General features: G+C 40.4%; 17 protein-coding genes. 6 read left to right on the top strand and 11 right to left on the bottom strand.

Features of this window, described 5'->3' with window-relative positions:
* Nucleotide 1: 1 nt before the first annotated feature.
* Complete coding sequence (locus LNTAR_RS13330) at nt 2-1,966, bottom strand: DUF1592 domain-containing protein (protein WP_007279238.1); 1,965 nt, start codon at nt 1,964-1,966, stop codon at nt 2-4.
* A 660-nt stretch (nt 1,967-2,626) separates the two neighbouring features.
* Between LNTAR_RS13330 and LNTAR_RS13325 the strand changes: the two genes are divergently transcribed.
* From LNTAR_RS13325 to LNTAR_RS13300, 6 genes are all read left to right on the top strand, one after another.
* On the top strand, nt 2,627-3,763 hold the full coding sequence (locus LNTAR_RS13325) for an AAA family ATPase (protein ID WP_007279237.1): 1,137 nt from the start codon (nt 2,627-2,629) through the stop codon (nt 3,761-3,763).
* Nucleotides 3,753-4,460 (top strand): hypothetical protein, encoded by a 708-nt coding sequence (locus LNTAR_RS13320; RefSeq protein ID WP_007279236.1) that lies wholly within the window; start codon nt 3,753-3,755, stop codon nt 4,458-4,460. Before LNTAR_RS13325 ends, LNTAR_RS13320 begins: the two co-directional genes overlap by 11 nt.
* A gap of 297 nt (nt 4,461-4,757) precedes the next feature.
* A complete protein-coding gene (locus tag LNTAR_RS13315) occupies nt 4,758-5,642 on the top strand; it encodes a sugar phosphate isomerase/epimerase family protein (protein ID WP_007279235.1) in 885 nt (294 codons plus the stop codon).
* Between the two features lie 123 nt (nt 5,643-5,765).
* Nucleotides 5,766-7,310 carry a sulfatase family protein gene (locus tag LNTAR_RS13310; protein WP_007279234.1) on the top strand — a complete coding sequence of 515 codons (1,545 nt, stop codon included), beginning with the start codon at nt 5,766-5,768 and terminating at the stop codon, nt 7,308-7,310.
* Nucleotides 7,311-7,340: 30 nt separating this feature from the next.
* Nucleotides 7,341-8,864, top strand: a complete 1,524-nt coding sequence (locus LNTAR_RS13305) for a sulfatase family protein (RefSeq protein ID WP_007279233.1) — start codon at nt 7,341-7,343, stop codon at nt 8,862-8,864.
* A 3-nt stretch (nt 8,865-8,867) separates the two neighbouring features.
* Nucleotides 8,868-10,640 carry an arylsulfatase gene (locus LNTAR_RS13300; protein ID WP_007279232.1) on the top strand — a complete coding sequence of 591 codons (1,773 nt, stop codon included), beginning with the start codon at nt 8,868-8,870 and terminating at the stop codon, nt 10,638-10,640.
* A 222-nt stretch (nt 10,641-10,862) separates the two neighbouring features.
* On the opposite strand, the gene LNTAR_RS13295 is transcribed toward LNTAR_RS13300, so the two are convergent.
* From LNTAR_RS13295 to LNTAR_RS13255, 10 genes are all read right to left on the bottom strand, one after another.
* Complete coding sequence (locus LNTAR_RS13295) at nt 10,863-11,129, bottom strand: hypothetical protein (RefSeq protein ID WP_007279231.1); 267 nt, start codon at nt 11,127-11,129, stop codon at nt 10,863-10,865.
* A gap of 150 nt (nt 11,130-11,279) precedes the next feature.
* The gene (locus LNTAR_RS13290; RefSeq protein WP_007279230.1) at nt 11,280-12,731 is read right to left on the bottom strand and encodes a sulfatase family protein; all 1,452 of its coding nucleotides are present in this window, start codon (nt 12,729-12,731) and stop codon (nt 11,280-11,282) included.
* Between the two features lie 107 nt (nt 12,732-12,838).
* The gene (locus LNTAR_RS26675) at nt 12,839-13,150 is read right to left on the bottom strand and encodes a sulfatase-like hydrolase/transferase (protein WP_274377946.1); all 312 of its coding nucleotides are present in this window, start codon (nt 13,148-13,150) and stop codon (nt 12,839-12,841) included.
* 260 nt (nt 13,151-13,410) lie between these two features.
* Nucleotides 13,411-13,920 (bottom strand): HEAT repeat domain-containing protein, encoded by a 510-nt coding sequence (locus LNTAR_RS13285; RefSeq protein ID WP_007279229.1) that lies wholly within the window; start codon nt 13,918-13,920, stop codon nt 13,411-13,413.
* 92 nt (nt 13,921-14,012) lie between these two features.
* Nucleotides 14,013-14,306, bottom strand: coding sequence for a hypothetical protein (locus tag LNTAR_RS13280; protein WP_007279228.1), 294 nt, complete (start codon nt 14,304-14,306; stop codon nt 14,013-14,015).
* Nucleotides 14,307-15,125: 819 nt separating this feature from the next.
* Entirely contained in the window at nt 15,126-15,683 is a 558-nt protein-coding gene (locus tag LNTAR_RS13275) for a hypothetical protein (RefSeq protein ID WP_007279226.1), read from the bottom strand.
* Between the two features lie 501 nt (nt 15,684-16,184).
* Nucleotides 16,185-17,567 (bottom strand): sulfatase family protein, encoded by a 1,383-nt coding sequence (locus tag LNTAR_RS13270; protein WP_007279224.1) that lies wholly within the window; start codon nt 17,565-17,567, stop codon nt 16,185-16,187.
* 101 nt (nt 17,568-17,668) lie between these two features.
* The gene (locus tag LNTAR_RS13265) at nt 17,669-19,099 is read right to left on the bottom strand and encodes a sulfatase family protein (RefSeq protein WP_007279223.1); all 1,431 of its coding nucleotides are present in this window, start codon (nt 19,097-19,099) and stop codon (nt 17,669-17,671) included.
* Between the two features lie 60 nt (nt 19,100-19,159).
* Nucleotides 19,160-20,563: a sulfatase family protein gene (locus LNTAR_RS13260; protein ID WP_007279222.1), complete on the bottom strand. Its 1,404-nt coding sequence runs from the start codon at nt 20,561-20,563 to the stop codon at nt 19,160-19,162.
* Complete coding sequence (locus LNTAR_RS13255; RefSeq protein WP_162026398.1) at nt 20,560-22,134, bottom strand: sulfatase family protein; 1,575 nt, start codon at nt 22,132-22,134, stop codon at nt 20,560-20,562. The genes LNTAR_RS13260 and LNTAR_RS13255 overlap by 4 nt, the downstream gene beginning before the upstream one ends.
* Nucleotides 22,135-22,161: the final 27 nt, after the last annotated feature.

The following is a 22,161-nucleotide window of genomic DNA, read 5'->3' as shown; positions in this document are numbered from 1 at the left end:
TCTACTGTCTTAAAAATGGTTCACTTAAAGCGATTTCTAATAAGACATCTCTCATCTTATGCCCATTAGATTTGCTGGCTGCAAGGATTTTTTTGATGTCATCTTGTTCATTGTAACCAACACTTCTGGCCAATGCATAAGCGTATAGGTGCTTAACAAAAGCCTCTGCAAAAACCTCTTTGTTGCCAATCATGATTTTTTTGAAATCCGGCAGGGTCGTATATGAATCCCCGAATATTTTCCCGGAAGTATCAACGTCTCGGCCATTGGCATACTTCTCTCTCCACATTCCAACTGCATCAAAACTTTCAAGCGTAAAACCCATGGGATCAATTTTGGCATGACATATCTTACAGTTATCGTTCTCGCTATGTATTCTCAATTGCTCTCTTATCGTTAAGCCCTTTACATCTTTAGATTCTTCATCCAGAGATGGTACATTAGCAGGTGGCGGCGGTGGCGGATCATTGTAAATCACATTGGCAAACCAGGCACCACGTAAAATAGGCGCACTTCTCTTTGAATGAGAGGTTAGAGAAAGGCAGGCTCCCATAGTAATGAGCCCCATTCTGCTTTCATTTTTATTAATCTTAACTTTGCGCCAGGTTTTCTTTTTTTTCTTATCCGGCTCACCAGCTGGATTATTGTTTTTCTGATCTATTTTGTAGTAGTCAGCAAGTGTGTTGTTAAAATAACTGTAATCATTGTCAATGAAGTCAAAAATACTACGGTCCTCGACCAGAATAGTTTCAAATAAGAGCAAGGGTTCTAAGATCAGATATTGACCGATGTTGTTTTGCTTATGCTTATCGAGAAAGTAATCCGGGAAGTTTTCGGGGTCGGGAGAGAAAGCCAGCAGGTTACCTAAATGAAGCCATTGAGCCGCAAAGCCATAAGTTAAATGCTTTGTTTTTCTATCGTTAAGCATTCTTTCAACTTCCTGCTTGATGACCTCTTCTTCTACGAGTTTGCCGTCAGCTGCCAGACTTAATAAGCGATCATCAGGTCCAGAGCCCCATAAAAAGTAGGATAATTTCGAGGCTATAGAATAATTTTTATTCTCATTTGGCTTCTTGTAAAGAAAATCCGGAGATGCCAAAATAACTGAGATCACATCAGTCATCGCTGCTGTGTATGAGAATTGATGAAACTTGTGACGCTCGGCAAAATAGCCCACGTATCTTTTAAGTTGCTCATCACTTAAAGGTTTGCGAAAAGCTTTTACCAGGAAGTCGGATAGAAAAGCTTCTGCCTGCTTTAATTCATCTCCTTTTTGGCCATTGAAAACAAAGTGTTCTTTCCACACGGGACTGGCATCTTTAAACTTCTTGTTATTCAATAGCTCTTTTGCTAAATCCATGTACCTAGACATAAGCTTGGGAGTAAAACTCAACATTTCAACATTATTATCGTAGCCGTTTTCTTCCTTGTAATCTACGGGTAGTGGAGCCACGCCATAAGGTGGTTTTTCCAGACCAAGCTGAGTCAGTCGACTTCCGATAAGTATCTTATCGGGCATCTTTTTACTTTTGGGATTAAAATAAGGTTTTTCGGCATCCTCTTTTATAAATCGACTCGGCATAGCAAAAATATTCTTTTCTAAAGCAAAGATGTCTCTTATAGAGTTGTCATACTCGTACCTAGTCAGGCGCCTCATAGGCGTGACTTCGCCGGACTTTTGACTTAGAAGCCCTTCGACGTAATTCAACAAATCTGTTCTTTCCTTTTCTGGAAGGGGTTTTTCGTCCTCGGGAGGCATTTCCTCGTGCCTAACAGATTCCCAAATATCTTCCAGTTTCGGGTCATCTTTATCAAAAGAAAAAGTCTCTAAATTCAGCTTACCTTTGACCTTTTTATTACTGTGACATTCATAGCAATAAATCTTAAAAAGCGCCTTAAGGTCCTGCTGTGGCAGAGCAAACGAGCCATGCACAATGAGAACTGTGAAAATTGTAAAAAGCTTCATTTTAACACGCCCTAAATTAATGTATGGCAATGGATTATATTTAACTTCCTTCATAATTCTTAAACTTTTTATTTTAAAATTTCACAAATGATTCACATAAAAAATAACTTGGAATCATTTTCTTTATTCATTGATTACCGTAGCGCAAAGTTATACTTAGCTCTTTAATTGTAATGAAAACGCAAGAAATGACTGGGGAAGAGTATTACACTTCATTATTGATGAGATTTATATTCTCAACTTTGCGAAGTCCGCAATTTATAAGTGAGAAATAGCTGTCCCCGGGGATCGCCATACGAATCGATAGGTTTTATCCGCAGCTTTATTCAGTATTGGAATGTGGGTTTCCCGGAAAAAATCGAAAGATCGCTGCGCTGCAGATCGTTCATTTTGCCCATGCGAAGCTTATGCAGGAATGCACAAAGACCCACTGTTGGGTCATAGCAGTTTGAATACGCTTCAGCATTATTATGAACTGAAACCTGAGCATTTGAGGAAGACTTTGGAGCGGTTTCATCCTCTGGAAAAGTTAAAAAATGGTTTATGATTTGACAATATATAAATCTAGATTCAATTGCCGTAGTTTTTTTACGGCAAATTTTGTAAGTGTTACTAAAAAGGTATACTTTACATTAATTTTATTGATAATAGGTGTTAAAAATGTTGTGTAGGTTTTCAGTTAAAAATTTTAAAAGCTTTGAAGATGAGTTCACTTTTGATTTAACCACTACTAAGAATTTTGAGTTTAATCAAGAATGTATTAAAGATAATACTGCTTTCAAAGCGCTCATTTATGGTATCAATGGATGCGGTAAATCCAACTTAGGATCTGCATTAATGGACATTCAGTTTCATTTAACTGATTGGGATTTACGTGAAAAAAGGTCTGCTTACAATAATTATATTAATGCATTTACTAAAGAAAAATGTGCTGACTTCAAATACGAATTTGCCTTTGGTGAAAACATTGTCATTTATGAATATACCAAAGAAAATTTAGACAATGTTTTAGCTGAGAAACTATCAATAAACGGTCAAGTTGTAGCTACAATAGACAAGCGTAAGAGTTCAAAAGGCACAGTGACTTTAAAAGGTGCTGAAAGTCTTAAAACTGATTTAGCAGATAATAATATTTCATTTATTAAATACATTAGTAACAATACACTTTTAGATGAACGAGATATAAATGTTAAAGTATTTACGAAATTAATGAAGTTCATTAGGTTCATGAGGCTTATAAAGACAGTAGACACTCATAAGACGATGAGCTACAAAGCTTCACTAGCTTCCCATCATATTTTATCCAAAAAGAACGGTTTACAAGAGTTTGAGCAGTTTTTAAATAACTCAAATATCAAATGTAAATTAACTACTATTGATGTCGGTGAAGATGAACCCCATATTGCATTTGACTATGGATCAAAATCAATAAGTTTTTTTGATGTGGCTTCTACAGGCACTTTAGCCTTAGGGCATTTATATGTATCTTTATTAATACTGGAAAAACATGTTAATGAACATGGATCAACTTTTATTTATATAGATGAATTTGATGCGTTCTACCATTACTTACTAGCTACTGAAATGGTTAAGAAATTAAAAGAAAACTCAAATGTACAGATTGTATTAACCACTCATAATACCGATTTAATGACAAACGAGTTAATGCGTCCCGACTGTCTTTTTAACATGACAGAAAATAGTATTAAACCTTTCCATAAATTAACTAATAAAGATTTAAGAAAAGCCCATAACAATCAAAAGATGTTTAAGGCTGGTATGTTTAATGAGTTATAAAATATTATTTATTTTTGAAGGTCAAAAGACTGAACCAAAGATAGGTGATTGTTTACAGCACCATTTCTTTTCTGAAGATTCGAGTATTATATACAGTGTATTTGGAAGTAATATTTATTCTTTGTATGATGTACTCAGAAGAGATGAACATGCAGATGTTTTTGAGGTGTTAAAAGAGCAGATGCCGTCATCTCAAGGTTTACAAGATTTAGACAGTAGTGACATCGGTGAAATTTACTTATTTTTCGATCATGACGGTCATGATACAAGAGCTGATAACAGTAAAATATTAAACTTATTAGCAACATTTAATAATGAAACTGATAATGGTTTATTGTATATAAACTATCCAATGGTTGAGGCCATTAAAGAGCTGGAACCATTTAAAAATAAAGTATGTGCTATCTCTGATAATAGGCGGTATAAAAGTACCTTTTCAGGTACGAACCCTTATAATGATTTACAACAGATCTCAAAAAGTAACTGGAATGAAATTATTGTTAAACATCTAAGGAAAGCTAATTGGATTGTCAATAATGATTATGATCTTCCAATAAAGAATTCAGTGGAACAATTCGATGTGTATAAAAAGCAAATAGATGATTATATTACTCCATCAAACTGCGTATCAATTCTTAGTGCATTTCCTCTGTTTATAGATAATTACTTTAAAGATGAACAATTAGATTATAGATAGCCACTCGAAAGCGTGGTAAGTTTAAATAAGATATTTGATATGATGGTGGCTGGTTGACAGCTTCCCTTTTTTGCCTTTTTCGTTTCAAAATTTCATTAAAAACGGTTCATCCTTTTTTGTGTTTAGTTCCTTGTAGGCTTCTACGAAGAATCGTCATTTCTCCATGGGATGAGATGGTTCCATCGTTTTTATCCCCCCTTAAAAATAAAACTTTTTTCTATATCTTGTAATTTTATGCGTTTTCACGATGATTATACTTATAAACAATTTCTGAAAAACTCTAAAGGAAAATTAGAAATGAACAGACGAAACTTTATTGCCCAGACTGCGCTTGTTGGCGGAATCGCCTCCATGACATCTTTTGAAAGCCTCGCCTCGACAAACAATACTGACAAAGAGCGCTTTAAGTTTGCTTTATCGCAATATTCGCTGAGAGCCATGTTTAAAAACAAAAGTCTAGATCCGCTCGATTTCCCGGCATTTAGCGCCGATAATTTTGGCATTAACGCCATTGATTTATGGGAAGGTGGCCTCCCCAAAGATAAGCTCAATGACATGTCTTATATGGAGAGCTTGAGAAAGCGCTCTGAACAAGCCGGGAGCCATTTATTTTTACTCATGGCCGGGAGCGTCGACTCGAGAAAATCTAATATGAAAGGCTCTGTCAAAAGATTGATCCCTTCATTAAAAAGAGCTCAGGTGCTGGGTTGTACTTACCTGCGTGTTTTCCTCAGAGCCGACAGTCTGGAGAATTCCGTTGAAACGCTTAAACTTCTGTGCGATGAAGCGGCAAAACACAAGCTTATCATTGCCATTGAACCGGGATCTTCTGCACTGAGCATGAAAGGGGCATTTCTCGCCGAGGTTTATAAGAAAGTTAAGCACCCTTATCTAACACTGATGCCGGACTTTGGTAAGTTGAAAAACAACGTTTACGACGGTACCCAAGCCATGCTACCTTATGCCAAAACAATATCTGCGAAGATGCACAGTTTCGATGATAAGGGCCGACAGCCCGATTTTGATTATGACCGTTTGGCAAAAATAATTTCCGCTTCCGACTACAAAGGTTATATCGCCATTGAATGGGAAGGTAGAAAACTCAAACCAATTGAAGGCGTTCTCGCTTCTAAAAAGCTCATTCTCGACAGTTTTACCGCTCGGGGCGCAACGGTCAAATAGCTCCTGCAGTAGCCCCCCACCCTTTCTGTAGCCTATTTTAACTGGAGAAGATTTAAAATATTTTGAGTGTAGGACGCACACGAAAAGCCTTATTAACCCTAATTTTTAAAGGAACTATTCTATATGTATAAAACAATCATTTCACTGCTATTATTAAGCCTTTGCAGTCAAGTGGCTGCAGAAAAAATTCGACCTAATATTGTCTGGATGTTTTCTGATGATCATGCCACTCAGGCTATTGGTGCTTATGGTGGCCTTCTCGAGTCCTATAATTTAACCCCAAATATCGATCGACTTGCTAAAGAAGGCATGATATTTAAAAGAGCTTACGTCGGCAACTCAATATGTGCCCCCAGTCGTGCCACTTTGCTCACCGGCAAGCACAGTCACCTCCATGGCAAGGTTGATAACGCTAAGGGCTTTGATCACAATCAGCAACAGTTCCAGAAGCTCTTGCAAAAAGGAGGTTATCAAACTGCAATGATTGGTAAAATCCATCTTCCCGGTAAAATGCAGGGCTTTGATTACTGGGAAGTCTTACCGGGCCAAGGGAAATATTGGGACCCTGAATTTGTTACTGAAACAGGGAAAACAATCTATCCAGGTGAGCACTCAAGTGATGTAATTACCCGTCGTGCACTCAACTGGATGAATAACGAGCGTGATAAGAGTAAACCCTTTATGTTGATGGTGCATTTCAAGGCACCTCATCGCAGCTGGCAGCCAACTACCCGTTGGAAAAAGAAGTTCAGTACCATGACTTTTCCGGAACCCGACACCCTCTTTGATGATTACCAGGGGCGTGGCACAGCTGCGAAATATCAAGATATGAATATTGAACATTCAATGAATATGGTCGGTGATTTAAAAAGTAATCAATCACCGCGCAAAGAATTTTTAAAGAAGAACGCTCTAACAGGTAAAGCACTTGTTAAATGGAAGTACCAAATGTACATGCGTGACTACCTGGCCTGTATTGCCGGCGTGGATGAAAATATAGGTAAGATCCTCGACCAACTGGCTGAATCCGGCCTGGATAAAAATACCATCGTTATGTATTCATCCGATCAGGGCTTCTACCTCGGTGAGCATGGCTGGTTTGATAAACGATTCATGTATGAAGAGTCCTATCGCACTCCTCTACTCGCTAGGTGGCCTGGTGTGATTAAAGCCAAAACCCGCAATGAAGATTTGGTGCAAAATATTGATTTTGCTGAAACCTTCCTGGACCTGGCAGGACTTCCAATACCGGCCGACATGCAAGGCGAAAGTCTCGTGCCACTAATGAAAGGTAAAACTCCTGATGATTGGCGCACTCATCTTTATTATCACTACTATGAATACCCCGGCTGGCACTCTGTACATCGCCATGAAGGTGTGTCTGATAAACGCTATAAGCTCATGCGTTTTTATGGTAAAGATGTGCCAAATGGTGAAGAATGGGAATTTTATGATTTGAAAACAGACCCTTCCGAAATGAAGAGTGAATATGCTAATCCCGAGTATGCATCTACTATAGCTAAGCTTAAAAAAGAATTAGCTAATCTAAGAGAAAAATATGAAGTTAAGGATATCCCTCAATACGATATCAACCCCTGGAAGGTATTGCGTAAACGTGATGCCGAAAGAAAAGCCAGAATGGAAGCTGATATGAAAGCCCGTAACTAAGCTGCGAATTAATTATCAAGGGATCTTATTATGAATTATTCTAAACTTTTTATCATCACTTTATTACTGTTTACAAGTGGACTATCCTGGGCAAATGATGGTAAAACCAATGTCCTGTTAATCACTGCTGATGACCTCGGTTATGAAGCCATTGGCAGCTTGACACTGGATGCTGATCTTCCCGATCTAACCCCTAACCTGGATCGCTTTGCCAAGCAGGGGTTCCAGTTCCAAAATGCCCATATTAACACCCCTATATGTCAACCGGGCCGTGCCATACTCACTACTGGAAAGTATGGGATAAACAGTGGTATGATGGGCTTCTTTCACATGAAAAAACGCTCTGCTACCGTAACGCAAACCTTGTCTAATCAGGGTTACCTTACAGGAATACTTGGTAAAGTCCCCCATTCGACACCGGACTTGGCGTATCAATGGGATTATACTCGTGTTATAAACGAGTTAGGTATGGGACGTTCGCCACAAAGGTATTATCAGTATTGTAAAGAATTTTTTAAGCGCAGCAAAACAGAGAATAAACCCTTTTATTTCATGGTTAACTCTCATGATCCCCATCGTCCATATCACAACCCCAAGAAGCCAATAAAAGCAGCCGAAGAACCATCCAAATTATTTGGCACGGATGAGGTTATTGTGCCTAAGTATTTACCTGATACACCGCAGGTCAGGATGGAATTGAGCCATTATTATAATTCCGTGCGTCGTTTAGACGATACCTTCGCCAAGGTCATGCAAGCCTTAAATGAGTCGGGCTTTGCGAAAAATACCTTGGTATTATTTTTATCAGATAATGGCTCCGCTTTTCCTTTTGCGAAAGCCAATACTTACCTGGCAAGCTCAAAAACCCCTTGGTTAGTACAATGGCCGGCGGGCAAGATAAAAACCTCCTACGTGAATAAAACCGATTTTATTAGTGCTATCGACTTCTTCCCTACTGTGCTCGATGCACTTGGACTTGATATACCAAAATCTGTTGATGGCCGTTCTATTTTACCACTATTAAAGGGAGAAAAACAGGCAAATCGCTCTCATGTTTATACTCAGGTTGATTATTTAAATGGCGGTGGACCTGCTACTCCCATGCGGGCAATTCAGGACCGCGAGTTTGGCTATATCTTTAATCCATGGAGCAGATCAGGGGCAAATTACAAAAATGCCAATGAAGGTCTGATCACTAAAAAAATGAAAGAATCCGGCGACAAAGCGCAATTAGAAAGGCTTAGGATGCATCGCGAACGAGTAATAGAAGAGTTCTATGATCTAAAAGCCGATCCTCATTGCATCAATAACTTGATCAATAATCCAGAGTATAAGGAAAAAATAAATGAATATCGAGCAAAGCTTGTCAGCTGGATGACCGAACATTCAGACCCTGTATTAGCTATGTATCAGGTTAAAGAACAACCTAAAAAAATGATCAGCATGTTAAAAAGCGAATTTCCTTCGAGAGCTGAATTAATGCCTGAGCAACAACGCATTGAACAGGAAAAACAAAGGCAGCAACGAAATAAAAATAAGAAGAAAAAGAAATAAGATATGAAAAAAGTTTTTATAAAATGGCTTGGTTTATGTGCCTTTGCACTATCGCCTGCAGCGCTTGCTGAAGATAAACCAAATATAGTTTTGATCCTAACGGATGATCAGGGATACGGCGATATCAGTTCCCACGGTAACCGGATGATTGACACACCTCATCTGGATCAGTTGGCAGAGGATGGCACAAGGTTTGAGAACTTTTTTGTCTCAAATGTATGCGCCCCGACCCGAGCCAGTTTATTAACCGGTCGCTATCATATTCGTACTGGCGTTGTACAGGTATCCAGAGGATTAGAGATTATGCGATCAGAGGAAGCCACTATTGCAGAAGTCTTTAAAGCCCAGGGTTATGAAACAGGATTGTTTGGCAAATGGCATAACGGTGAGCACTACCCAAATAATCCCCCAGGACAGGGCTTTGATGAATATTTCGGTTTTTGTGCCGGTCACATTGGTGATTTCTTTGACGCAACACTGGATCATAATAAAACATTTGTAAAAACAAAGGGATTTATCACGGATGTGTTGACAGACAGGGCTATAGACTGGATTGAAAAGCAGCAGGATAAGCCCTTTTTTGCCTACATCCCTTATAATGCACCGCATGCCCCTTATCAGGTAGAAGACAAATATTATGATGAATTTGCCGCAAAAGGATATAGTGCGGCTCATTCTGCTGCATACGGCATGATTGAAAATCTCGATGATAATATTGGTCGTCTTCTTAAAATACTGGATGACCTGAATCTTACTGATAATACCATAGTTATCTTTTTAACAGATAACGGCCCCAATTCACCGACCAGATTTAACGGGGGCATGAAAGGATCTAAAGGCTCAGTTGATGAAGGTGGAGTAAGAGTGCCGTTTTTTATACGCTGGCCAGGTAAAATAGCAAAAGGCCGCACAATCCACGATTTGGCTGCCCATATTGATGTTCTGCCGACCTTGATGGAGCTTGCGGGCGTCAATGTTGACTTACCTAATAAGCTGGACGGCCGCAGTTTGACGTCTTTGATATCAAGCTCAAAGACACCCAAGGCACCAGCTTGGCCTGAAAGATTGATATTTACTCAAGGTCCAGGAACAAATATGACACCTGGTTCTGGGGCCGGTGCCGCGCGAAGCAATCAGTATAGATATGTCCTTAGCCGCGGGGAGGAAGGTTTATATGATATGATAAACGATCCTGGGCAGGAAAAGGATCTCAAGAAGAGTAAGAAAAAAATCTTCGATGAATTGAAAGCTGCGTATATTGAATGGTTGAAAGACGTGTCAGCAGGCTGGGAGCCAAACACCACTATCCCGGTTGGATATAAAGAATTTCCAGCCACTTACCTGCAAGCGGTAGAGGCCAAACTGCAAGGCAAGCTAAAGTTTAATGGCAGAGGATTTGCCCATGACTGGATCGTAAACTGGACTAATCCAAAAGATAAAATCACCTGGGATATAAATGTGATCACCTCAGGGCGCTATAAAGTCTCTTTAGATTATGTCGTACCGGAAAAAGATGTGGGTGCCACCATAAAAATCAGCACCGGTAAAGCATCAATAAGTTCCAAAATTACAAGGGCATTTGATCCGGAACTTTTCCCAGCGCATGACAGAGCAAAAAGAGCCGGTGAATTAGAAAAGCCGTGGAAGAAAATCACACTCGGTGAAATGGATATCGATGCGGGCCGTGCGCAAGTTATTCTGTCGGCTGATACCATGACAGGTAAGCAAGTCATAGAAGTGCGCCGTGTCACACTGGAACTTATTTCGTCCAATTAAGGCGAATACTGTTGCTTTTTAGGTGTGCAACACACCGAAAGATAATAGCGTGTGGTGTAGGTTTGAATGAAAAATACATATAAGGTGCAACGCACCGACATAAGGCTGAATATGTCGAACTTACAACCCTAAACCCTCGAGAGTGAACGAAAGGCGCATAGTTCGCCACCTTCGGCGGCACAACTGTTATGCAGGCCATTGAACACCCGGAAATTCCTGTTATTAGGAATTTTTAATCTGCTCCGCTTTGAGTCTCATCAGAATATTTTTCGATTCGAGTATATCAAAACCGGTATGTTTTTTAATTTCTTTGAGGGCTTTCATATCTTGCCCCTCTTCCACTAAATTTATGATATTTCGCGGTAAAAATAATTTAGGGTCAGGGTCCATAGCCTTGAAGATCAGCATAAAACTCTTCTTTTGATCTGAATGCATAAAGCCGATCTGCATCATCATAATGATTAGTAGTATACAGATTAGTAATTCCATCTATCACCTCCCGTTTTAAAGCTTGAACTATTTACAATTATTCCTAAGTACATTCTTGAGGTTTCGATACACTAAGATGTCTCTGTAAATATTATTGTACTGAGCTGGAAATATATTACAGGCTTATACTCATAAGCGGATGGAATTAAGTTATTTTTTGAAATTAAAATAATGATCAAAGGCTTTAGCTTCCCGATGAAACTTATGAATAAAACCCGGGCGCTTCTGCTGGTTCCTCCAAGTGGCTAATTTCTTTTGTAAATTTGCTGCTAATTCGGGGTGGCTTTTGATCAGGTTTATTCTTTCCGGCAGGGGATCAGTCATATCAAAAAGCATCTGCACGCCATTTTCCAACTCAAAAAACTTCCACTTCTCTGAACGAATGGCTGACTGCCCCCAAAATCTCCAATAGAGGTATTCATGGGGATTTGACTTATTCTTCTTCGATAAATACGGCATGAGATCCACACCATCGAGCTCGCCTTTTTTAACTGTTACGCCGGCAAGTGCTAAAGCGGTAGCACCTGCATCCATGGTACTCACCGGTTTGTGGTAAACTTGTGCAGGAATTTTGCCCTTCCAATACACGAGGTATGGCACACGCACGCCCCCTTCTGAAATCATTCCCTTTTCACCGACAAGTTCACCATTTAGAGAACCGGACCAGCCCCCTGCAGCATTAAAGGGCAGATCTTCCTTTTTGATTTTCAGTGGTGCGCCATTGTCGGCAAAGTAAAAAACAATCGTATTCTCTTCGATTTTATATTTTCTCAAAGATTCCATGACAGCGCCAATGCCATCGTCAATGGCCGCTAAAGAGGCTAAGCCCCAACGGCGACGTTCCGTCATTTCACCGGGGAAACGATCAAAATGCTTTTTAACGACTTCCATGGGTACGTGAGGTGCGTAGTAATTGAGGTGCAGAAAAAAGGGCTTGTTATGATTTTTATCTAGGAAAGCTAAGGCTGCATCAGTTTGCTTATCGACGCGAAAAGTTTTTTTATCCACTTCGCGTTGATGTTTTATGGCCTTGCCCTGCAAGTCATAATTTCTTAAATAAGTGGACAGTGCACCATCATAGTAATCACTATAACCACGGCTCATAGGGAAGTACGGACGACTTATATTTTCGGGGATACGCACCTTTTTTTGTTTCAGTCCCTCGGAATAATGATCTTTCATCCAAAGCGTACTGAGTCTATTTGGGTTTAAATGCCATTTTCCTACAAAACCCGTTGTATAGCCGGCATCTTTTAACTTTTCTGCAATGGTCGTTTCATTGATATCCATAGGCGCTAAATCATTATCATCCAAAGCAAATCGAGTTTGATACCTGGAGGTACTTATAGCAGCTCGTGAAGGCGTACACTGTGGTGCAGTCGAGTAGCCATTTGTGACGACGGCACCATTTTTAGCAAGAGCATCTAAATGGGGGGTCTTTAAGTCCGGAGAGGAACCTTCATAGGCACCGAAGTCGGCATAACCGTGGTCGTCAGTTACAATAACAATAATATTTGGTGGATTTACGCCTTTCTGCGAGGCGAAACTTGTTAATGGTAAAAGGCCTAGGGCTACAATACCCAATAGTATGAAACGTTTCATTTAATGTTCCTAGCTTAAAATTCTCATTAACTATAATTAGTTTGAATCGATAAAAAATGACAACAAGCTATAAAAACACTGCTATTTATAATAAATACCTCTCTCGATTAGCGAAGTCCGCAATATAGCTTACCTGCAGTACTTAGCTGATAGCCTTCGTCTTCAAAGCGACTGGGCATGACTAGATGATTTTTCGTCCTTGGCGATTCTTTCAAACCCGGGCCTAAAAAATAAATACCTGTGTTACTTGGGTCCAGAGATGACATCATGCTCTCTCTTGAAGGGCCACAAACAGGTGACTGACAATGAGCATTTGTAAAAAGCATTCCCCGGTTTGCTAGACGATCAATGTTTGGTGTTTTTTCATGGGGGTAACCACCAAGGACTCCTATCCAATCATTGAGGTCATCAACTGCTATGAGGAAAATTTAGTTTTCTTCATAGACCTTCAAGTTTTATATTAGGTTTGGTTTCTGAAAAATCCCAACTGACTAACTCTATATTTCACACTCCAAATTTATGAAAGACTCCCTTGTTTTGAAGCTCCCAAATCGTTTGGAATCATCTTTATAAATTTACTTTTTTTAGCTCATAACGTCTTAGATAAGCTATATGGTGCTGGATCGCAGCGGAAGTCCCACATTAGGTTGATCTTTTTGTTAGATGTTTTGCGGTATTATTATTTTTCCGATTGATCTTTTTTTCTCATTTCTAGATACTTTTTTAATATTGTCGATTCGTCTTCAAAGCCATTTTCCTCTGTTAAATATTTTTCACCTGTAATCTGCTCTAATGCATAAGCAGCACTACGTCTAGCATGTATATATGAATCGTTTTTCATTGAATGTTTTAAATAATCAATAGAGCGTTCATCCTGAATCCACCCTAAAACTTTATATGCTTGGGATCTAAAGTGTCGATTATCGGATACTTTTGCTAAAGCAATAATTTGTGGGACTGAACTTTTTTCTTTTAATAAGCCTAAGGCTGTTAAAATATCGTTTTTAGTGGGTTTATAACTAGAGTAATAAGAAGCTGCAGTTAATTGAGATAATAATTTTTCTATTTTTGGGTCATCATGCTCTTTTATAGTAGCTTGTTCAAGTTTAGATATTCTCTTTTCTAAAGATGATGTACATCCTGTCACAATTGATAAGGTCGTTAAACCTATTAATAATTTTGCTTTCATAATCGTTCTCTTTTTTATTTATAATTAGTGTGACCTAACGTCCTAGATCACCTGTACTCGAGGTACTCGAGTAACAGGTGCATCTAATGGTTCTACTTGTCTGAGTAATAAACTTCGCCATCTTTTCGTATAGTGACCCCAATAGCTAGGCCTCCTAAGCGGTAGAAATAATCAACTTCTACTTTAGACTCACCTATAGTAAAATTGTATACTCCACCTGTTACTGAAAATTTTGAGACTTCTTCAGTTCCATCTATTAGGATTGTCTCAATTCCAAAAGGATTATTTTTAATGATAACTTCTGTACCATTAATAATAACTCTTCGTTTAAATAAAAAACCTGAAGTGCCTAATAATATAATTACAAGAATCGCTAAGATATCCATTTTTTCCCTTTAAATATTTTCTTTAGTTAGAACTTTAAAAACTTAATCCATAATTGTCGTCAATGATTTAGTTATGACTGCCTCTAAGCTTTTTAACGATATTTTTTCTAAAGCATCTTTATCTTTTTGTGGAATCAGAAGCTTTATCAGCAAGACGGATATTAAAATATCCTTATCATGTTGTTAACATTGATTGTTTATTTTTAACAATATGTTGTCCTCTTGGAACTCAAACTTTTGTTTTACCTGCATACCTAGCACTGTCGTGCCAGGCTGTACTATACCGTCCCTTTGGGACTCTGATTAAATGCCGAAGGCATGGCATATTTCAGACCAATGGCGTCAGCCTTGGGTATGATTGGATAATAATATAATTGAATGCCGAAGGCATGGCATAGAAAGACTGCACTTTCAACTTACTGAAATAATCATTTGAGTCGATCGCCTTTTAGGGAGTAGGCTTGGCTTTCTTTGGTTTCTTTTTCTTAGACTTTTTTCTTGGTTTTACTAATGAATAAATCTCATCCTCAGACTCAAGTTTACGTTTAAGACGATCTAACTTTTCAGGATACTGCTTTGCCATCCCGAAAAGGACCTAAGCAACGATATACCTGCGGGTAGCCGCTAATACTGGAATAAAGAAGTCGATGAACCTATATAATTTGGGCTCTATGATGATTTTCCAAGGTAAGGATGAAAGTACAGCTTCGCAGTTTTCATTTGGACATAACTCTAGGAGTGAGCTGTAACTGTTGTGATGGAAAATGGATCACATTTTCCATTAACTAATGGTAACAGTTCGACCTCTTGTATCGGTATTTACTGCTGTTTATATGTTATTATTGCTGATTTAGATTTGATTTTAGATTTAAATCCTGAAATTGATAATTCATATTTTTTGGGTTTATTCATAAAAATGTTTTTATATGTTTTTGGGTCTGTGATATCAATAATAATATTTGGCTTTTGATATGTAACCTGAACATTATTACTACGAATTACTTCTGCACCGTTTTGATCTCTTTTCCATACAGATGCTTGCCCGTTCTTTAAGAGTTTAATAATTGATGAGATTCGTTCTTCATCTCCTGGGTACTTGAACTTCGAGAACCCAAAATCGTAATTATTAATTCTTATTTGACAGTCATATTCGAGGTGGTTATCTTCAGTTGTTTTTTTATTCCATGTAATTAAATCAGTATGTTCGATAGGAATAATAAATTTAGCAGAATTATTGGTTACAAGTGATGTCATTGTATTGGTATTTGCTAAAGCGGGTATGATTTTTTCATCTTGCGTAGAGTGGTTATCACTAGATGTACAAGATGAAAGGAATAATGTTGAACAAAGTATTGATGATATGATTAATTTAATCATAGTTTTTTTTCCTTTTTATTTTTTTACACTGAAATATTAAGATTATTTTTAAAGCCAAATTCTTAGCTTGCACTTCAGGATGAACTTTAAAAACTTCATCCATAATTGTCCTCAATGATTTAGTTATGACTACCTCTAAGCTTTTTAACGATATTTTTTTGGAAGTCATCATTATCTCTTTGTGGAATCAGAAGCTTTATCAGCAAGACGGATATTAAAATATCCTTATCATGTTGTTAACATTGATTGTTTATTTTTAACAATATGTTGTCCTCTTGGAACTCAGGTTTTTGTTTTATCTACGTACCTAGCACTTTCGTGCCAGGCTGTACTATATCGTCCCTTTGGGACTCTAATTGAATGCCGAAGGCATGGCATATTTCAGCCCAATGGCGTCAGCCTTGGCTATGATTGGATAATAATATAATTGAATGCCGAAGGCATGGCATAGAAAGCCTACACTTTCAACTTACTGAAATAATCATTTGAGTCGATCGCCTTTTAGGGAGTAGGCTTGGCTTTCTTTGGTTTCTTTTTCTTAGACTTTTTTCTTGGTTGTACTATTGAATAAATCGCATCCTCAGACTCAAGTTTCCGTTTAAGACGATCGAGTTTTTCGGGATATTGCTTAGCTAAATTCTTGGTTTCTCCCCTATCCTCTTTAAGGTTATAGAGTTCCCATTCACCCGTGCCGCCATCCTCTAGAAATCGCCCTACTTTCAAAGGTGAAATCACTTTCCAATCCCCTTCGCGAATCGCATTGCCCAAAAGGATATCTTTTTGAACAGATGCCGAACCCGGGTTGTAGATATAGAATTCACGCGCGGTGTCGCTTTTGCCGCAGATAAAATCCAGTTGATTAACACCATCAATCAGGCGATCGTCAGGAACCTTTGCCCCCGTCAAGGCCGCAAAAGTCGGCAGTAAATCGATGGTGGCCATGAGCCCATCATCCGTTTTTCCAGCCGCAATTTTTCCCGGCCAACGCATGATGCAGGGAACGCGAATGCCACCTTCGTAAATAGATGCTTTGCCATCGCGAAAGGGGCCGGCGTCACCCCAAAAAATGGAATTCTCCGGATGCCCCTTTTTATTTTCATAATACTTTGGCTGATTCCATGGACCATTATCAGTCGTATAAATAATGAGAGTGTTGTCTTTCACACCAAGCTGATCAAGTGTAGAGAGTAGACGCCCAGTCTCGTAATCAAATTCTTCCACAACCGCACGGTAGAGATTATCCCCCACTTTATCCTTAAATTGCGGTGAGGCATCGATAATCGTGTGCATCATGGTATGAGAGAGGTAGAGCAAAAAAGGCTTTTCTGAATCGCGCTTATTCTTGAGAAAATCAATGGCTTTGTCAGTATAGAGCCGCGTGATCCCCGCCATGTCTTCTGTTTCACCAATGAGTTCGTTATTTTCATGTAGTTTCATTTTTCCACTATCATTGGCACCGAGACCACCAAAATAGTAATCAAAACCCTGAGCATTGGGCATTCGTTCGATAATAGCTCTGCGATTAGAAACGTCCCACTTACCGACGCAAGCCGTTTGATAACCGGCCCCTTTCAGCATTTCAGCAAAAGTGATTTCAGAAGCAGGCATGCCCCAGCCTTTACTGCGTGCCGGGTAACGTCCCGTCAATAGCGCTGAACGCGAAGGTCCACAAACGGGCTGAGCATAAAAAGAAGTGAACTTTGTCCCCTCTTTTGCGAGTTTATCGAGTACCGGTGTCTGATTTTCTTCACTGCCAAAACAGCCCAGGTCGGCATAGCCTTGGTCGTCGGTAAATATGATGAGGATATTGGGTTTTTCCGCCGCAGTAAGGGGTGCCGAGACGAGAACACTCAGTAATAAAAACCTTCTTAAAAATCTATTCATTATTTATTCCCTTATTTAAATTTTTTCTTTTTAAAACTCATTTTGACGTCAGTCATGCTGCGTTCCTCGAGCCTTTTTTTTATGATTTTACAACACTTTAATCAATTACTTTTTTGCAGTGGCTTGGGCTTATCGACAAAAGCAGCCGGTCTTTTATTCAGATTTAACTCCTTCTCAAAATCTGTTATATAGCCAGCTAAGCGCTCGACGACTTCAGGGTGAGCTTTCGATACATCTTTGCTTTCACCAATATCTTGTTCCAGATCATAAAGAAGTGTTTTTGTTTTCTTCGCTTTACCCTGCTTTTTAAGGTGCATCTTCCACTTACCGGAGCGCACCGCTTCAAGGGTATTCCCTTTATGATAGAAGAATGCCTGATGCGGTGATTTCTCTTCACCTCTTATCACCGCCCAAATATCCTTGCCGTCAATAACGCGGTCGGAGGGGATTTCTGCACCTGCTAATTTCGCAAAAGTTGGCAAAAGATCCATCGTGGTCATGATTTCATCGTTAGCAATACCGGCAGGAATCTTACCCGGCCAATGAATGACGGTGGGAACGCGCATTCCTCCTTCTAAAGTTTGATTTTTTCTTCCCCTCAAAGGAGTAGCCTTACCTATTGCCGGACCATTATCCGAGCTAAAAATAACTATCGTATTATCGTCAATGCCATTCTTTTTAAGAGCATCAAGAATCTGCCCCACAGACCAGTCTACTTCGCCGATGGCTCGAGATAGAAGCTGAGTACGAGTCTTATAATCAATGTAATTATTTTCCTTACTCAATTTTGCTTTAATTTCCTCCGGCAAGTCCTTCATGTAAGCGGGGGAAGCATGCAGTGGTGTATGCGGAATTGGGTGTGGCATGTAGAGAAAAAATGGTTGATCCTTATTCTTTTCGATAAACTGCACGGCACGTTCAGTGAAACGCTTGGTTAAATAATCTGCATCGGGGTCCATCTCTATTACTTCTTCTCCATCGAGTAAGGGTAAAGAAGGAAACTTGAAGTGGCTTTGTTGCGGGTGGTACGGATGAATGTCGTGACTATAGGGAAGTCCAAAAAATTCGTCAAAGCCCTGCCTCGTGGGTAAAAACTCCGGCTGGTCGCCAAGGTGCCACTTGCCGAACATGCCGGTTTTGTATCCTACCGCCTTGAGGACTTCTGCAATGGTGATTTCTTTAGGGTTCAAACCTTTTTTGTCTCCCGCCAACAGAACGACAAAATTGGAACCCCTAGCCATATCAATGCGCTTGGGGTAAGTCCCTGTCATCAAGGCCGCACGCGAGGGAGTGCAAACCGGTGCTGCCACATAAAAGCTGGTCAATTTTGCGCCTTCGGCTGCCATCTGGTCAATTCGGGGCGTGCTGACATGTGTGCCGCCGAAGCAACTAAGGTCAGCATAGCCTTGATCATCGGTAAAGATGATAATAATATTTGGTTGAGCCTCGCCCTGCTCCGCGGCTAAACTTGAAAGTGGCCATTGAGCTAAAGCTACAATGCCCAATAGCATAAAAGATGTAAAACTCTTCATGTGGTGTACCTAGTTAAAATAATTCATTTGTCTATATGTTGCCCTTAGTCGACAGTCATTTCAGGGAGTAGTCTTGCCTTTCTTTTTTTTCTGTTTAGCCTTTGTCTTGGCTTTTCCTTTGGGTCTTGGCTTTACTTTTGGAAATTTTGCCTCGCTGGACTGCAGTAACTTTTTGAGATGTTCAACTTTTTCAGGATATTGCTTAGCCAAGTTCTTCGTTTCGCCAATATCCTCTTTTAGATTATAGAGTTCCCAGGAGCCCGTTCCCGCATCCTCAAGAAACCAGCCAACGGTCAATGGAGAAATCAGTTTCCAATTACCCTCGCGAATCGCATTGCCTTGCACAAGCTTGGTCTGAACCGATGCAGAGCCCGGATTATAGATGTAGGTTTCGCGCGCAGTTTCAGATTTGCCGCAGATAAAACCAAGCTGATTGACGCCGTCGATCACGCGCTCATCAGGAATCTTTGCACCCGTCACTGCAGCCAAAGTCGGCAAAAAATCGATGGTGGCCATCAGCCCGTCATTGGTTTTGCCCGCGGCTATTTTTCCGGGCCAGCGCATAACGCAAGGCACATGCGCGCCACCTTCCCAAATTGATGCTTTGCCATCGCGAAACTCACCCGCATCGCCCCAGAAAATCGAATTCTCAGGATGGTCGTTTTTTGCACCACCATTAATATATTTTGGCTGATTCCAGGGTCCGTTATCGCTAGTGTAGATCACTAGCGTGTTTTTGCTTAAATTAAGCTGATTAAGCTTGTTGAGCAAGCGACCTGTTTCGTAGTCCAACTCTTCGACAGCCGCGCGATATAAGTTGTCGCCCGTTTTTTCTTTAAATTTCGGTGAGGCATCGACCACCGTGTGTGTCATCGTGTGAGCGAGGTAGAGGATGAACGGCTTTTCAGGATCGCGCTGCTTCTCAAGGAAATCAATGGCTTTATTGGTATAGAGGCGCGTAAGAGACGCCATATCCTCCGTGGTTCGCTCCTTCTTGTTGTTCTCATATAAATCTATTTTTCCACTGCCGTTCCCTCCGAGCGTACCATAATAATAATCAAAACCTTGCGCATTGGGCATGCGGGGGATGATTGGCTGGCGATTCGACACATCCCACTTACCGACGCAGGCAGTCTGATAACCGGTCTCTTTCAGCATTTCGGCAAAGGTGATTTCTGAAGCAGGCATGCCCCAGCCTTTGCTACGTGCGGGGTAGCGTCCTGTCAACAGCGCTGAACGCGAAGGTCCACAAACGGGCTGAGCATAAAAAGAAGTGAACTTTGTCCCCTCTTTTGCGAGTTTATCGAGTACCGGAGTCTGGTTTTCTTCACTGCCAAAACAGCCCAAGTCGGCATAGCCCTGATCATCTGTAAAAATAATCAGGATATTGGGTTTTTCCGCCGCAGTAAGGGAAGCCGCCACGAAAGTACTCAATAAGACTAACTTTCTCAAAAATTGATTCATTGCTTCTGCTTTTTCTTAGCTTTATTCTTACTCATAATTTTGTTGACAGACATACCGTATTGCTTCATTAATTTATTCAGGTGCGAGGCCATGGCATCGGCTCTCTCGGGGAAATCATTAATTCGGTTCTGCTGCTGATAGGGGTCATCTTTTAGGTTATAGAGCTGTTTTGGAAGTTCCCCTTTTTTCGCCGGGACCCAGCCTCCATCCCCTGCTCCAGGAATGTAAACCCAATCACCTTGTCGCAATGATTTATGTGAACGTTTATGGGGCTGAATTATCAACTCACTACGAGCTGAAGTGGTGTCTTTCCCCAAAAGTAATGGCAGCTGATTAAAACCATCTCTGGCTTCGTGCGGAGCTAATTTCTGTCCTGTGATAGCCGCAAAAGTCGGCAAGAGGTCCAGATTGGCAATAAGCGCATCGGAAGTTTTTCCCGCTGGAATCTTATTGGGCCAGGATACAATAAAGGGGACGCGATGACCAGCCTCCCAGGCCCCGAATTTCCTGCCCTTAAGTTTTCCGTTGGGCTTATGCCCCAACTGATCTAAGATATCGCCTTGGTCTTTCCCCTTAATAATTGCGCCGTTATCGCTGGTGAAAATAAAAATGGTATTCTCTAAAGCACCAAAACGCTCAACAGCTGAAATGATCTGACCAACCGACCAATCCAATTCTTCGACAAAATCTCCACGAAGCCCGCATTCGCTTTTCCCGTGAAAATATGGGTGCGGAGTAATCGGAAGATGAACATTGTGACTCGCATAATAAAGAAAAAAGGGCTTGTCCTGCTGATTCATCCAGGTCAGCGCCTTCTGAGTCAACTTCTCTCCAATAAGTTCATCAACATAGAGGTCATGAGCCACCTTGCCGCCAATAACACTCGGCATACCACGATGCGGACTCGTATGTTTACCCACGTAAGCTTTGCCATAAGTTTTCCCTCCACGCTTATAGGTCAAGGGATCATTTGGATCCAAACCAAGAATCCGGCGATTCTCCATGTAAACAAAGGGCGGATGAGAGTTGACCACAGGCAAACCGAAAAAGTAATCAAAACCGAGTTCAAGAGGCCCCGGCTTAAGCTCCTTATTCCAATCCGGTTTGGGCTTATCACCAAAACCGAGGTGCCATTTGCCGACACAAGCAGTGGTGTAGCCCTTGCGTTTAAGAAGACTCGCAATCGTTGTTTTTTTCGTGTCGATGATAAGACGATCTGCACAAAATACGGGACTGTAGTTGTTAATACGAAGCGGATATTCACCCGTGAGCAGTGCATAGCGTGAGGGCGTGCAGGTTGCCGAAGTCGAATGACCATCAGTGAATAAGATCCCATTTTTTGCGAGTCGATCGATATTCGGCGTTTTAATTTTTGTGGCTCCATAAGAGCTCAAATCACCATAACCCAAATCGTCAGCATAAATCAACACTATATTTGGGTATTCGGACTGAGTTGTTTTGGGCCGCATTTCGTTTAAAACCGAAACAGGTGCTTCTGCTGATTTCGACTGAGTCTGAGCTATGCACACAGATAAACAGGTGAACGCCTGTAGAATTAATAGTTTTGCCACACTAGTTCTCTGATTAAAGTCCATTGG

It is taken from the genome of Lentisphaera araneosa HTCC2155 (genome assembly GCF_000170755.1).
GTDB lineage: Bacteria > Verrucomicrobiota > Lentisphaeria > Lentisphaerales > Lentisphaeraceae > Lentisphaera > Lentisphaera araneosa.
The sequence above is the reverse complement of the archived record's forward strand: the minus strand, read 5'-3'. Positions and strand labels throughout refer to the sequence as shown.